This window comes from Urbifossiella limnaea, assembly GCF_007747215.1.
Classification (GTDB): domain Bacteria; phylum Planctomycetota; class Planctomycetia; order Gemmatales; family Gemmataceae; genus Urbifossiella; species Urbifossiella limnaea.
This window is the reverse complement of the sequence record NZ_CP036273.1, coordinates 6068002-6081865: the sequence shown is the minus strand read 5'-3', so window position 1 is coordinate 6081865 and position 13864 is coordinate 6068002. Positions and strand designations below refer to the sequence as shown.

The 13864-nt window shown below is 73.6% G+C and carries 9 protein-coding genes; 4 read left to right on the top strand and 5 right to left on the bottom strand.

The features are described 5' to 3' along the window. Positions 1-82 precede the first annotated feature (82 nt). Genes ETAA1_RS24780 through ETAA1_RS24765 form a run of 4 tightly spaced genes read left to right on the top strand, consistent with a single transcriptional unit; the run spans position 83 to position 7379 of the window. A complete protein-coding gene (locus tag ETAA1_RS24780; RefSeq protein WP_145243172.1) occupies positions 83-4117 on the top strand; it encodes a hypothetical protein in 4035 nt (1344 codons plus the stop codon). Next, complete coding sequence (locus tag ETAA1_RS24775) at positions 4114-4989, top strand: hypothetical protein (RefSeq protein WP_145243171.1); 876 nt, start codon at positions 4114-4116, stop codon at positions 4987-4989. The genes ETAA1_RS24780 and ETAA1_RS24775 overlap by 4 nt, the downstream gene beginning before the upstream one ends. Positions 4990-5004: 15 nt before the next feature. Continuing rightward, the gene (locus ETAA1_RS24770) at positions 5005-6387 is read left to right on the top strand and encodes a hypothetical protein (protein ID WP_145243170.1); all 1383 of its coding nucleotides are present in this window, start codon (positions 5005-5007) and stop codon (positions 6385-6387) included. Beyond that, positions 6384-7379: a prenyltransferase/squalene oxidase repeat-containing protein gene (locus tag ETAA1_RS24765; protein ID WP_145243169.1), complete on the top strand. Its 996-nt coding sequence runs from the start codon at positions 6384-6386 to the stop codon at positions 7377-7379. Before ETAA1_RS24770 ends, ETAA1_RS24765 begins: the two co-directional genes overlap by 4 nt. A gap of 56 nt (positions 7380-7435) precedes the next feature. On the opposite strand, the gene ETAA1_RS24760 is transcribed toward ETAA1_RS24765, so the two are convergent. The 5 genes from ETAA1_RS24760 to ETAA1_RS24740 all read right to left on the bottom strand — a co-directional run bounded on the left by ETAA1_RS24760 (position 7436) and on the right by ETAA1_RS24740 (position 13860). Continuing rightward, positions 7436-8875: a DUF1501 domain-containing protein gene (locus tag ETAA1_RS24760; RefSeq protein ID WP_145243168.1), complete on the bottom strand. Its 1440-nt coding sequence runs from the start codon at positions 8873-8875 to the stop codon at positions 7436-7438. 53 nt (positions 8876-8928) lie between these two features. Next, on the bottom strand, positions 8929-9321 hold the full coding sequence (locus ETAA1_RS24755) for a GxxExxY protein (RefSeq protein ID WP_145243167.1): 393 nt from the start codon (positions 9319-9321) through the stop codon (positions 8929-8931). A 53-nt stretch (positions 9322-9374) separates the two neighbouring features. Beyond that, positions 9375-12374: a PSD1 and planctomycete cytochrome C domain-containing protein gene (locus tag ETAA1_RS24750; protein WP_145243166.1), complete on the bottom strand. Its 3000-nt coding sequence runs from the start codon at positions 12372-12374 to the stop codon at positions 9375-9377. Between the two features lie 236 nt (positions 12375-12610). After that, complete coding sequence (locus tag ETAA1_RS24745) at positions 12611-13657, bottom strand: transglutaminase-like domain-containing protein (RefSeq protein WP_145243165.1); 1047 nt, start codon at positions 13655-13657, stop codon at positions 12611-12613. Further along, the gene (locus tag ETAA1_RS24740; RefSeq protein ID WP_145243164.1) at positions 13654-13860 is read right to left on the bottom strand and encodes a hypothetical protein; all 207 of its coding nucleotides are present in this window, start codon (positions 13858-13860) and stop codon (positions 13654-13656) included. The genes ETAA1_RS24745 and ETAA1_RS24740 overlap by 4 nt, the downstream gene beginning before the upstream one ends. Positions 13861-13864 lie beyond the last annotated feature (4 nt).

Genomic DNA, 13864 nt, shown 5'->3' with positions numbered 1-13864 from the left:
GAAGGATGAAGGATGAAGGATGAAGGCCGAACCGGCTGCTCCGGTTCATCCTTCATCCTTCATCCTTCATCCTTGACCCGGAATGGCCTTGATCCTCCAGCCGCCGACGCACCCCAGCCGCGGCCCGGTGCGGCTGCCCGACCGCCTCGCGGCGCTCGGCCGCGCCCGCCGCCGGGCCGCCGCCGGGGCCGCGGCGCTGGCGCTGGTCGGCACCGTCGCCGCGGCGCTGGCGGTGGTCGGCGCCGCCGACGCCCGCTGGCACCTGCCGCCGCTCGCCCGCGGGTTCGCGCTCGTGGCCACGCTCGCCGCGGGCGGAATCCTCGTCCGCCGCCTCCGCGCCGCCCTCCGCCTCCGCACCGACGCGCTGTCCGTGGCGCTCGCGCTCGAAGCCCGCCACCCGAAGCTGAACGACGCCCTCGCGTCGGCCGTCGCCTTCCTCGAAGACGCCGACGACCGCGGCGTGTCGCGCCGCCTCCGCCACGCCGCCGTCCGCCGGGCCGAGCGCGTCAGCGGCAATCACGACCTCGGCGCCATCGTCCCACGCTCGCGGGCGATGAAGGCACTCGCCTTCTGCGCCGCGGCGCTGCTCGCGGCCGTCCCCGCGGCGCTCGTGGACACGGACCGCGCCGCCACCGCCGCCGTCCGCTTCGCCGACCCGTTCGGCCCGCACCCGTGGCCGGCGCGCACGCGGATCGAACTCGTGACCCCGTCCGAGTTCCCCTCCCGGCTGCCGAAGCCCGACCCGTTCGAGTTCCAGTTCGTCGTCCGCGGCGTGCTGCCGGACCGCGCCCACGTCGCGTTCCGACTCCACTCCGGCGAGGAGTTCGACGAAGCGTACCCGCTCACCGCCGCCGACCCGCGCACGCCCGGCTCGATCCCGCAAGGCGTGAGCCCGGTCGGCCCGCTGGCCGTGGTCAGCGCCCGCGTCGAGCCGGCGCGGCTGAACCACGACTTCGACTTCCGCGTCACCGCCGGCGACGGCGACACCGGCTGGCTCCACGTCGCGGTGGTGCCGCCGCCGCGGCTCGTGCCGCTCGACGGCCGACCGTCGCCGCAGTTGCACGTCACGCCGCCCGAATACACCGGCCAGCGCCTGACCGAGTTGCCCGACGGCGCCGCCGTGGTCGAGGTGCCGGCGGGGACGACGGTCCGCCTCCGCGCCGCCGCCGACGTGCCACTCGGCCGCGCCGTGCTGGCGTTCCAGGGCGACCGGTCCGCCGTCGAGCGCGCCGCGCCGCTCGCGCACCTGGGCCGCCTCGATTCGCTCGGCGCCGCCGGCAGCGCCTTGCTCGCCGACGCCCTCGGCGACGACGTGCCACTCGCGCTCTCCGGCGACGGCCGCGTGATGTGGGCCGAGTTCACGCCGGCGTTCTCCGGGATGTACGCCCTGCGGCTGACAGACCCGACCGGCCTCACTGGCGTGCGCCTGCTGGAGATCCGCCTGACGCCCGACCCGGCGCCGAATGTCAGCCTGCTGCGGCCCGCCCCCGGCCGCGACCCCACGCGGCTCGTGCCGACCGCCAACCTCCGCGTGGACGTGCTCGCCACCGACCGCGTGTACGGCCTGCGGCGAACGTTCCTCGAATACCGCGTCGGCGCCGCGGGCCGGATCCGCACCGTCCCGCTGGCCGACTACGAGCCGACGAGCCGCGCCCTGCCCGCGGCGGTCGGGGCGGCGCTGGCGAACCTGCCGCCCCAGCCGCCGGAGTACGACGCCGCGTTCGTGCTGAACCTGAGCCGCTTCCTCCGCGACGACGGCACTCCCGTTCGCGCCGGCGACGTGCTCTACCTCCGCGCCGCGGCCGACGACTGGGACACGGTGACGGTGCTAAAGGAACCCGGCCGCAGCCGCACCGAGGTGGCCGCGGCGACGGACCCGGAGGAGGCCGAGGTCGAGCCGACGGGTGGGTGGGTCGTCATCCGCGTCGGTTCGCCCGAGGCTGTGGACGGGTTCATCCACCGCCGGCTCGCCGAGCTACGGCGTGCGGCCCAACGGGTGCGCGAGGAGCAGCGCGAGGCGACCGACCGCGCCGCCGTCCGCCCGCAGGCCGACGGCTCGCTCGGGCCGGCCGACCGCGAGAAGCTCCTCGCCGCCGGCAACGCCCAGGATCACGTGAGGAACGGCGTCGCCGGCCTGCGGCAGAAGGTGGAACTGCTCGACGATTTGGCCCGCTCCAACGGCCTGCCGAAGTCGCCGGCGACCGACCGGCTCGCGGCCGCGGCCGGCTTGCTGCGCCCCGCCGAGGGGCAGGACGCGGCCGCCGTCGATCGGCACCTGGCGGGGGCACGCGACCAGATCGCCGAGGCGCTGCGGCAGCCGCCGACTCAGCCGCTGGCCCGCGCCGCGCGGCACCAGCGCGGCGTCGAGGACACGCTGACGGACCTGATCGACCTGCTGAACCAGTGGGGCGGCGCCGCCGAGCTGCGCGGCGACGCCCGGCAGCTGCGCGACACCGTTCTCCGCGAGGCCGACACCGCCGACCGGCTGCCGGACCGCGTTCCCCCGGGGAAGGCCGCCGACGCGCTGACGCCGGAGCAGCGGGCCGAACTCGACCGCGCCGCCGCCCGGCTCGACCGCCTCGCCGACCAGGCCGGGGCACTGCTGGGGAAGGCCCGCAACCTCGCCGCCGAGAAGGACCAGGCCGCCGCCGCCGCGAAGGCCGCCGCCGCGTCGAAGGAGGCCGACGCGAGTGCGCTCGACGCCAAGGCCGGGATGCTTCCGCAGGGGAGCGAGGCGCGGTCGGCGGCGGCGGCGAAGGCCGAGCAGGCGCGGCTCGACGCCGCCGACGCGACCGCAGCGTCGACCCGCGCTGCCGCAGAGGCCGCGGCGATTCGCGCGGCCGTGGCAGCCGCCGGCGGGCAGGCGGTGCCCGACGAGCTGCGCCAGGCCGCGGTCGCGGCCCGCGAGAACCGTCAGGGCGAAGCTGGTGCGAAGGACCGCTCCGCGGCCGCGCGGCTCGACCGCTTCGCCAACGGGCTCGCCGAACAGCAGCCGGAGAACGTGCCCGAACTGTCGCGCCGGCAGCGCGCCGACGCCGACCAGGCCGACGCCACCGCCGCGGCGCAGGACGACTTGCAGAAGCGCGCCGCCGAGGCCGCCCGCGTCCCCGACGCGACCAAGCGCGGCGACGAACTGCGCCGCCTCGCCCCGGAGCAGCAGAAGCTCGCCGAGCAGACGCGCGACCTGGTGCAGCGGCTGACCCGCGACCGGGCCGACGACGCGGCGAAGGACGCCCGCGCCGCGCTGGAGAAGATGGAGGCCGCCCGCGATTCCCTGGAGAACGGCGCCGACCCGACCGCGGCCCAGCGCGACGCCACGGCCAAGCTCGACGACGCCCGCGACCGCCTCGACGGGCAGACGGCCCGCGCCGAGGAGCGGCTGGCCGACGAGACGCGCCGCCGCCTCGCGGCGCAGGTGACGGCACTGCTCGACCGTCAGAAGGCGGCGATAACGGAGGCCGGCCGGGTGCAAGAGGCGGTGCTGAAGGGGAAGGCGTGGACCCGGCCGCTGCTGGCGAGCCTGTCCGAGCTGGAGGACCGCGAGCGGGCGCTGGCGGGCGAGGTTCGCGGGCTGGCCGACCGCGAGTTCGCGCAGCTGGCCGTGTTCGCCCGCATCGTCAACGACGCCGCCGACGCGATGGACAAGGCCGGCGACAAGGCGAAGGCCCGCCGCCAGGACGCGCTCGACGCCGACCCCGACGCGGCGTTCGACCCGGCCCTGGAGAAGGCCAACCACGACCGCGTGGCGCGCCCGATGGGCGTCGCCGTGCGGCGGCTCGAACAGGTGCTGGAGGCGCTGAAAGAGGATCAGCCGAAGGCCGGCCGCGCGCCGATGCCGACGGGCACGCCGCCGACGGGTATGCCGATGCCGATGCCGATGCCGGCGGGGAACGCGGACGCGATTCCGCCGCTGGCGCAGTTGCGGGCGCTGCGGGCGCTGCAGAACGAGCTGAACGAGCGGACGGCCGCGTTCGCCAAGGCCAACCCCGACCCGGCGGCGCTGTCGGACGACGCCCGCGAAGAGTTGGCCGAGATCGAGGCCGCGCAGCGGCGGCTGGCGGAGCTGTTCGCGGGACTCGCCGCCGAGTTCCGCCGCACCCCGGAGGAGATGCCGTGACCCGCCCCGCCGCGCTGTTCGTGTTCGCCGCGCTGGGCGTCCCCGCGGTCGCGGCCGACCCGCTGCCGGTCGCCCCGCCGCCGCGCGAGGTCCGGCCCGACGGCTCCCGCGACCCGGCCCCCGCCGAAGACCCCGCCGCCGTCGTGGAGCGCATTATCGCCGGCGCCAAGCAGGCCAGCGACAAGCTCGCCGCGGCCGACGCCGGCGACGGCACCCGCGCCACCCAGGCCGGCATCCTCAAGGACATCGACGCGCTGCTGAACCCGCCCGACTCGCCGCCCAAAGACGGCGGCGGTTCGAGCGACATGAACAAGCAGGACAAGAACGACGGCAAGAGCGACAAGGGGAACGACAAGTCGGACGCGAAGTCGGACATGGGGAAGGGCGGCGGTCAGAAGGAACAGAAGGGCGACGGCAAGGGCAACGCCGGCGGCAAGCAACCGACGGGCGGCACGGAGCCGACGGGCGGAATGGGGCAGAAGGAAGGCCAGGCGAGCGGCCGGCGGCCGCGCGCCGGCGCGCCGAAGGACGGCAAGGAACCCGGCGGCATGGCGCAGGGCGGGAAGGGCGCCGACAAGCAGCCGATGACCCCCACGCAGACGGCGAAGGCGGGAACGCCGAAGGACCCGGCCGGCGTCGCGCAGGCGGCCGCCGACAAGAAGAACGACCAACCGCCGCCGCCGGTGCAGCCGCAGCTGCCGATCGCGGACGTGGTTGCGAAGGAAGTGTGGGGCCACCTCCCGGAGCGGGTGCGGGTGCAACTCACGCAGCACTATCGGGAGGAGTTCATGCCGCGGTACGCGGGCCTGCTGCGGCAGTACTATTCGTCGCTGTCGAGCAGCCCGGCCGGGCCGCCCGCGCCGCCGCGGTAGCCGTACACTGGCCGCATGACCCGGCCCGCCGCCCTGTACGCCGCCCTCGTCGTCGGCTTCCTCCTCGTCCGCGCCGGGCTGTGGGCGGTCACCACGGCCGGCGAGTACCGCCTCTACCGCGACTACGCCGACGCCGCCCGCACCACCGGCGTCGCCGAGCTGTACCGCACCCGCACCGTCGAGTACCCGCACCTCGCGGTTCTGTTCGGCGTCGCCCCCGGCTGGCTCGCCGACCGCCTGCCGGGCTGGGCGCCGCTCCTCGTCCAGACCCGGTACTACAAGACGCTCCCCCCGTACACCGAGGAGTCGGCCGCCGCACGCGAGGCCGGCGACCGCTACGAGGTGGCGCTCGGCCTCGTCCTGTTCGGCGTTGATGCCGCGTCGCTGGCGCTGGTGTGGCTTGTCGCGCGGCGCGTGTACCCGGACGACTCGACCGCCGCGCGCGTGGGCCGGCTGGCGCTGTACGTGCTGCTGACGGCGTCGGTCGGGGCGATCCTGTTCGACCGGCAGGACCCGGTGGTTGCGTTCGTGGCGCTGCTGGCGGTGTGGGCGCTGACCGCGTGCCGGCCGCGACTCGGGTACGCGGTGCTGGTGCTCGGCGCGGCCTACAAGCTGGTGCCGGTGCTGCTGCTGCCGGCGTGGGTGTTCGCGGCCGCGGCGGCGCGGCCGGGGCGGTTCTGGCGAAGCGTCGTGCTCGAAGCGCTGATCGCCGGCGCGATGCTGGCGGCGTGGCCGGCTCTGACGTACCTGTTCGGCGGCGGCGAACGCGGGTTCCAGTACCTGACGTACCACTCGGCCCGCGGCCTCCAGCTGGAAGCGCCGATCGCGTGGCCGGTGTTCCTGCTCGACCCCGGCGCCCACGTGGGCGCCGGGTACGGCAGCTTCAACGTGACCGGCGCCCTCGCCGCCCGCGGGGCGGAGCTGGCGAAGTGGCTCATGGTGCTGTCGGTGCCGCTAACCGTTGTACTGATGGCGCGCGGCTTCTGGCGCGCGTCTCACACGCGGCCCACCACCGCCGCCCTCGTCCCGCACGTCGTCGCCGCGTCATTGTTGGTGTGGTTCGCGTTCATCACCGCGAACAAGGTCGGGTCGCCGCAGTACCTCCACTGGGTCATGCCGCTCGTGCCGCTGCTGCCGCTGCGGTCGCGCGCCGAGCGGTGGTGGGCCGCGCTCGTGCTCCTCGCCGGCGGGCTCACCACGCTCATCTTCCCGTGCTTCTACCGGTGGACGTACGGGGACGACCTCCCCACCGTGCCCGCCACCTGGGCCGGGCCGATTCCCGCCACCCTGTTCCTTCTCGCCGCCCGATCGGTTACGCTCGTCTCCACAACCGCCTGGCTCGGGTGGCTCGTCTGGAGTCGCCCGCACGTTCCTTCCGCACCGGAGGCTCTCCCGTGATCCCCGCCGCCCTCCTCGCCGCGGCCGTCGCCGCGCCGGCCGACTTTCCCCCGCCCGAGCCCACGAAGGCCGACGAGCCGGTGGCGAAGGCGTACTCGCCGGCGAAGGCCGCCGCGTACCTCGACGGCGTCGGCGTGGGCTGGACGCGCGAGCGAAAGTGCGTGACGTGCCACACGAACTTGCCGTACCTCATGGCCCGCCCGAAGCTCGCCGGCGACGCCGGGTGGAAAGAGGTCCGCAAGTTCTTCGAAGCCGACGCGACCGCGTGGGCGGCGGGTGCGAAGCCGCGCGGGCCGGCCTACGTCGTCGGCACCGCCCTCGGCCTGGCCGCGACCGACTCCCACGCCGGCAAGCTGACCCAACCCACCCGCGACGCGCTCGCGCGGATGTGGAAGGACCAGCGGGCCGACGGCGGGTGGAACTGGCTGAAGTGCGACTGGCCGCCGATGGAACACGACGACTACTACGGCGTCACGCTCGCGGCGCTGGCCGTCGGGCTGGCGCCGGACGGGTACGCCAAGACCGACGCCGCGACGGCCGGGTTGACGAAGCTACGCGGCTACCTGGAGAAGAACGCGGCGCCGGACCTGCACCACGCGGCGATGCTGCTGTGGGCGAGCACGAAGGTGGACGGGCTCATGAACAAGGGGCAGCAGGCGGGCGTGGTAGCGCAGCTGCGGGCGGCGCAGCGGGCGGACGGCGGGTGGTCGCTGCCGGCACTTGGGCAGTACCGGCGGCGCGACGAGGCGAAGTCGCCGAACGAGGCGACGGCCAGCGACGGGTACGCGACCGGGCTGGCGGTGTACGTGCTGCGGCAGGCGGGTGTGCCTGCGGCCGACCCGGCGGTGGCTCGCGGGGCGGCGTGGCTGCGGGCCAACCAGCGCGAGAGCGGCCGATGGTACACGCGGAGCCTGAACACCGACCGGGCGCACTACATCACGAACGCCGGTTCGGCGTTCGCGGTACTGGCGCTGGCCGCGTGCGGGGAATAAGTTGAGTTGCCGCTTGCGGCTTCGCGCTGGGCAACGCGAAGCCGCAAGCGGCAACATTACTTCAGCAGCGGCCGGACGACGTGCTGCTCCTCGACGCCGGTGAGCCGCTGGTCGAGCCCCTGGAACTTGAACGTGAACCGGCCGTGGTCGATGCCGAGGCAGTGCAGCACCGTCGCGTTCAGGTCGTTCAGGTGGACCGGGTTCTCGGCCACGCTGTAGCTGAAGTCGTCCGTCTCGCCGTAGGTCTGCCCGCCCTTCACGCCGCCGCCGGCCAGCCACATGGCGAAGTTGCGCGGGTGGTGGTCGCGGCCGTAGTTCGTCTTCGACAGCCCGCCCTGGCAGTACACCGTCCGCCCGAACTCGCCGCCCCACACCACCAGCGTGCTGTCCAGCAGGCCGCGCCGCTTCAGGTCCGTTAAGAGCGCCCCGGTCGGCTGGTCGGTGTCGAAGCACTGGCTGCGAATCTCGGACGGCAGGTTGCCGTGCTGGTCCCACCCGCGGTGGAGAATCTGCACCACGCGCACCCCGCGCTCGATCATGCGGCGGGCCAGCAGCGCGCTCGCGGCGAAGCTGCCGGGCTTCTTCACCTCGGGGCCGTACAGGTCGAGCGTCTCCTGCGTCTCCTTCGACAGGTCCGTCAGATCGGGCACGCTGCTCTGCATGCGGAACGCCATCTCGTACTGGGCGATCCGCGTGAGCGTGTCCGGGTCGTGGTAGCGGTCGAAGGTGCGCTGGTTGAGCTGGCCGAGGGTGTCGAGCATGGCGCGGCGGCCGTCGCGGCCGAGGCCGTCGGGGTTCTGCACGTACAGGACCGGGTCGCCGACGCTGCGGAGCGCGACGCCGGCGTACTTGCCGGGGAGGAAGCCGTTCGACCACATGCGGGCGAACAGCGCCTGGGCCGCGCCGCGGCTCGTCCACCACGGCGTCAGCACGACGAACGCCGGCAGGTCGTTGCTGACGCTGCCGAGGCCGTAGCTGAGCCAGCTGCCGAGGCTCGGCTTGCCCGGCACCTCGCTGCCGGTCATCACGAACGTACACGCCGGGTCGTGGTTGATGGCGTTGGTGTGGACGCTCTTCACGACGGCGATGTCGTCGGCGTGGCGGGCGGTGTGCGGCAGCAGTTCGCTGAACCACGTCCCGGCGCGGCCGTGCTGGCCGAACTTGAACATGCTCGGGGCGACCGGCAGCCGGGCCTGGCCGCTGGTCATGGTGGTGATGCGCTGGCCCATGCGGACGGACGCCGGCAAGTCCTTGTCGAAGTGGTCGATCAGTTTCGGCTTGTGGTCGAGGAGGTCGAGCTGGCTCGGGGCGCCGTTCATGTGCAAGTAGATGACGGCCTTCGCCGTGGGGGCGTGGTGCGGCAGCCCCGGCAGCGGCGGGTGGACGCGCACCGCGGGCTGCGCGGCGGCGCGGCCGGCCATCAACGCCATCGCGGTAGACCCCAGGCGGAGGCCGGTCGAGCCGAAGAACTGGCGGCGGGTGGGGTCGAGGAGCATGGCGGTCGCCGTGTGGCAGGAAGAAAATGGACAGGATAACAGGATGAACAGGATTAGAAACCCGGGGGTTCCGCCTCGGGTAGTACACGGAGCTTGCGTCGGACTTCGACCTTCGTGTCAGCAAAGTTCAGGAGGATGCCGACATCGACGCCGGTTGCCTTGAGGTAGTTCACGAGTTGGGCCTCGTGGACGGGCTGGAGCGAGCGGACGGCCTTCAACTCGACGATCACCCGGCCGTCGATGAACAGGTCGGCGAAGAACTCTCCGACGACCTGCCCGCGGTACAGTACTGTGATCGGATGTTGGGTCATCACTTCGTGCCCCGCGGCGAGAAGTTCGTACTTCATGGCCTTCTCGTACACGGACTCCAGGAACCCGCTCCCGAGTTCGTTGAAGACGGTGTACGCGACCCCGATGACCTTTCCGGTCAGCGCGTCGTGGAGCACTGCTCGGTCATCCTGTTCATCCTGTTATCCTGTTCATTTTCTTCGTCCTGATCTCAGTTCCGCATCACCGTCTCGTCCAGGTTCAGCAGCAGGTTCGCCACCATCGTCCACGCCGCGATTTCGACATCGCCCGCGGCACGGCGCGGCACACTCTCGCCGGCGCGCACCAGCCGGCCGGCGGCGGCGGGGTCGGCGGCGAACAGCGCCCGCTGCCGGTCCAGCGCCGCCGACACGAGCTTCAGCTCGTCCGCGTCCGGGCGGCGCGACAGCACCGTGCGGTACAGGTACGTCAGCCGCGCCTCGGTCGTCGCGCCGCCGTCGGCGAGGACGCGCTCCGCCAGCGCCCGCGCCGCCTCGACGTGCTGCACGTCGTTCATCAGCTGGAGCGCCTGCAGCGGCGTGTTCGTGCGGTCGCGGACGGCGCACAGCTGCTCGCGGTTCGGGGCGTCGAAGTTCGACAGGAACGGGGCCGGCGCCGTCCGCTTGATGAACACGTACAGGCTGCGGCGGTACAGGGCGCCGCCGTGGTCCTGGAGGTAGTAGCGGGTGTTGCTGTCGCCGTACCCGATCGGCTCCCAGATGTTCGGCGGCTGGTACGTCCGCACCGCCCGGCCGCCCACGTCCAGGTTCAGGAGGCCGCTCACGGCCAGGGCGTTGTCGCGCAGTTGCTCGGCGTCGAGGCGGAAGCGCGGGCCGCGGCTCAGCAGGCGGTTCTCGGGGTCCTTCGCGCGCTCGGCGGCGCCCTGCGCCGCGTCGCGCTTGAACGCCGCGCTCGTCACCATCAGGCGCATCAGCTGCTTCACGTCCCACGTCACGGCGAACTCGGCGGCGAGCCAGTCGAGCAGTTCGGGGTGGCTCGGCGGCTCGCCCTGGGAGCCGAAGTCGCCGCTCGTCTTCACGAGCCCGACGCCGAACAGTTGCTGCCACAGGCGGTTCACCTGCACCCGCGCCGTCGTGGGGTGGTCCTTCGCCACGAGCCAGTTGGCGAGGTCGAGCCGAGTCGGCCGCGGGCCGGCGGCCTTCAGCGGCGGCAGCACCGCGGGCACGCCGGGCGTCACCTTGTCGCCGGGCTTGTCGTACTGGCCGCGCTGCATCACGAACGCCTCGCGCGGCATCCCCAGGTCGCGGAAGACGAGCGTCGCCGGGATGGCCGCGTCGGCGGCCTCGCGGTCGGCGCGGGCTCGCTCCCACGTCGCACGCAATGCCACCAGCTCGCCGGACGGCCGGGCCACGTTCGCCAGGTAGAACGCCGTCCGCTTCGCCGCGTCGGCCGGCACCTCGGGCGGGTTCTTCGCGCCGAAGCCCTTCAGCCACGCGGCCTGCGATTCGAGCTGGTCGGTGGCCGGGTTCACCTCGCCGGCCAGCGCCACGTCGTCCCAGTACGCGACCCCGCCGTACTCCTGGAGCGTCAGCGTGCTGATGCCGTTGCCGGCCGTCAGGCCGAGCTCGGCCGCGGGCACGGTCAGCTTCGCCCACGCGCCGGCCTTGGGCAGCGGGCCGCGCGTCTTGCCGAGCTTCGCGCCGCCGTATCCGGTGTTGTCGCCGGCGTCGGCCCCCCACGCCACGCGCTTGCCGCCGCCGAACTGAACCGTGATCGCCGTCGGGGGTTGTTTGGGGTCGAGGTACACCCACGCCTCGAAGGTGCCGTCCTTCGGCACGACCGGCGGCCGCACGCGGAACGTGATCGCGTCCTGGTGGAAGAACGAGTTCGCCTGCCGCAGCACGCGCCGGCCGCTCTTCGTGCCGAATGCGGGGTCGGTCGCCCACTCGGTCGCGTTGCGGGTGGTGTTGCTCGCCGTCGCCCACTGCGGCAGGGCGTCGTCGAACAGCACGTCACGGACCGCCTTCTTCCCCTCGGCGGGCTCCTTGTACTCGGCCTTCGCCGCGGCCGCGTCGAGCTTCGCCCGCGCCTCGGCTTCGGCCGTCTTCGCGACTTCCAGCGTGCGGGTTTGCTCGGCCGTCGGCAGTCGTTCGAACGGGCCCACGAGGCTGACGTTGCCGTCCAGCGCCGGGTCGGCGGCGCTGAGGAAGAAGGCGTACAGCCCGTAGAACTCGCGCATCGACAGCGGGTCGAACTTGTGGTCGTGGCACACGGCGCACCCGGCGGTGAGGCCGAGCCACGCCTGCGCCGCGGTGCTGGTGCGGTCCACGGCGTTGCGGTAGACCCACTCGGCGTCGATCGACCCGCCCTCGCCGGTCGTGACGTTGCAGCGGTTGAACCCGGTGGCCGCGAGCTGGTCGGGCGTCGGGCTCGGCAGCAGGTCGCCGGCCAGCTGCCAGACGGTGAACCGGTCGAACGGCAGGTTCTGGTTGAACGCGCGGACGACCCAGTCGCGGTAGCCCCACAGTGCCCGCTCGTTGTCGAGGTGGAGGCCGTGCGTGTCGGCGTAGCGGGCCACGTCGAGCCAGTGGCGGGCCATCTCCTCGCCGTACCGCGGCGACGCCAGGTAGCGGTCCACCATCCGCTCGTAGGCTCCCGGTGCCGCGTCGGCGAGGAACGCATCGACTTCCGCGACCGACGGCGGCAGGCCGGTGAGGGCGAACGACACGCGGCGGATCAGCGTGGGGCGGTCGGCTTCGGCGGCGGGCGTTAGCCCGGCCTTCGCCATGCGCGCGGCCAGGAACGCATCGACCGGGTGCGCACCCAGCGGGACGGTGGCGCGTCGAACCGGCTCGAACGCCCAGTGTTTTTGGTACTTCGCCCCCTGCTCGATCCACCGCTTCAGCGTGTCCTTTTGCGCGGCCGTCAGCTTCTTGTTCGTGTGCGGCGGCGGCATGACCGCGTCGGGGTCGGCCGACGTGATTCGCGCCCACACCTCGCTCGCCTTCGGGTCACCGGCCTTGATCGGCCGCGTGCCGTCGCGCTCCAGGAAGGCGCCTTCCGGGGTGTCGAGGCGGAGGCGGGCCTTGCGGGCCTTGCCGTCGAACCCGTGGCAGCTGAAGCAGGCGTCGGACAGGATCGGCCGCACGTCGCGGTTGAACTCGACCGGCTCGTCCGCGCGGGCGGCGGTGGCGGTGAGCAGGAGCGCGACGGCAAGGGGGTAGCGCGGCATGAGGAGAGCCTGGCGGGGGGGACGGATTGAGTCTACCCGACGCGGCGGGCGGGGGGAAGCGGCGGCGCTGCTGTCCGGAGCCCCGAAGGGGCGGCAGCCAAACGCCCAGGGCGTCAGCCCCGGGCAGACTGTGATGGAGTTCGTGGGGTCACGCCCCCGTGACACCGCCTACGTGTCCCAGGGTTGACACCCTGGGCGTTTGGCCGCCGCCCCTTCGAGGCTCCGGCATCCGGCTGTCACCTCACCGTCTCGACCGTCCACCCCTCGGTCGCCCGCCGCGGCTCCGCCCGACCGCCGCCGCTGACCCACCACGCCGGCGTCTGAAGGTTGGCGATCGTCTGCGCCCCGAACGGCCCCGCCTCCACGCCCAGCGCCGACTCGACGTGCAGCGTCAGGAAGTCGCCGGCGTCGGTGCCGAAGTAGCGGAGCCCGTCCGGCGTGCGGTCGTGCTCCACCGCCGCGCCGGGGTCGGCCGGCACCCAGCCGACGCCGGCCGCGTAGAATTCCGCCTTCACGTGCCACTGGTAGTACGCCACCCCGCTCAGCTTCGCGTCCTGGGCCGCGGACGTGGCCCACCGGCCGTACAGCGTCCGCGCCGGGATGCCGTTCGCCCGCAGCACCGCCGCGTACAGCGCCGCCAGCCCGCCGCAGTCGGACGTGCCCGCGGCGCACACCGCCGACGCCCGCCGGTCCAGGTCGGCGGCGTAGGCGTACTTCATCGTGTCGCGGACGCGCAGGAAGGCGGCGCGGGCGAAGGCGATGTCGTCCTCCTTCGCCCGCACCAGCCCCTCGTCGCGGAGCCACTTCTGGAACGTGTCGTGCGCGAAGTTGATGTCGCCGTGTTCGGCCAGGTACAGCTTCCGCTCCGCGGCCGACAGCGGCTCCACCTTCGGCGGCGCCGCCGCCGCCGGCAGTTCGACGAGCGTGCGCGCCCGCAGCGTCGCCTCGTAGGTGACGCGGATCGGCAGCGTCGTCTTCAGCTCGGCGGTGCTCGCGGGAACGCGCGCCGTGGCGAGCCCGCGGGCCAGCGGGCTGCGGTCCTTCGCGGTGGTGCCGGCCGGGGACAGCGTGGTCTTCACGTTCGCCTGCCCCGGCAGCTCCGGGGCAGCGGCAGCGAAGACGTACCACTCCTTCGCCTTCAGTTCGGGGCAGCTGACGTGGTACGTCAGCACCGCGGTAACGCGGCGGGCGTCCTTCGCCTCGACGGCGTAGCGCGGCGGCGCGGCCGGCTGCGCGGCGACGGCCAGTGTCGCGGCCGCGGCGACGATCAGCGAGTGTGTCATCGGTGCTCGATCTGGACGGTGGAGTCGTCGGCGACGACCCGGGTGTACACGAACAGGCTGCTCGGCCCGAACGTGAACCGCTCCGACCGCACGACGCCGTTCGGCCCCTCGACGGAGGCCGAGCTGTAGCCCGGGTTCAAGAGTGCGAGGAACCCCAGGAGGAGCAGCCCGGCGAGGAGGAGCCGCTTCGTGGACCGGGACATGGGA

Bases quoted from the DNA above. Each gene is read 5' to 3' on its own strand.
- ETAA1_RS24780 (WP_145243172.1), top strand. From the start codon at position 83: ATGGCCTTGATCCTCCAGCCGCCGACGCACCCCAGCCGCGGCCCGGTG.
- ETAA1_RS24770 (WP_145243170.1), top strand. From the start codon at position 5,005: ATGACCCGGCCCGCCGCCCTGTACGCCGCCCTCGTCGTCGGCTTCCTC.
- ETAA1_RS24760 (WP_145243168.1), bottom strand. From the start codon at position 8,875: ATGCTCCTCGACCCCACCCGCCGCCAGTTCTTCGGCTCGACCGGCCTC.
- ETAA1_RS24750 (WP_145243166.1), bottom strand. From the start codon at position 12,374: ATGCCGCGCTACCCCCTTGCCGTCGCGCTCCTGCTCACCGCCACCGCC.
- ETAA1_RS24745 (WP_145243165.1), bottom strand. From the start codon at position 13,657: ATGACACACTCGCTGATCGTCGCCGCGGCCGCGACACTGGCCGTCGCC.
- ETAA1_RS24740 (WP_145243164.1), bottom strand. From the start codon at position 13,860: ATGTCCCGGTCCACGAAGCGGCTCCTCCTCGCCGGGCTGCTCCTCCTG.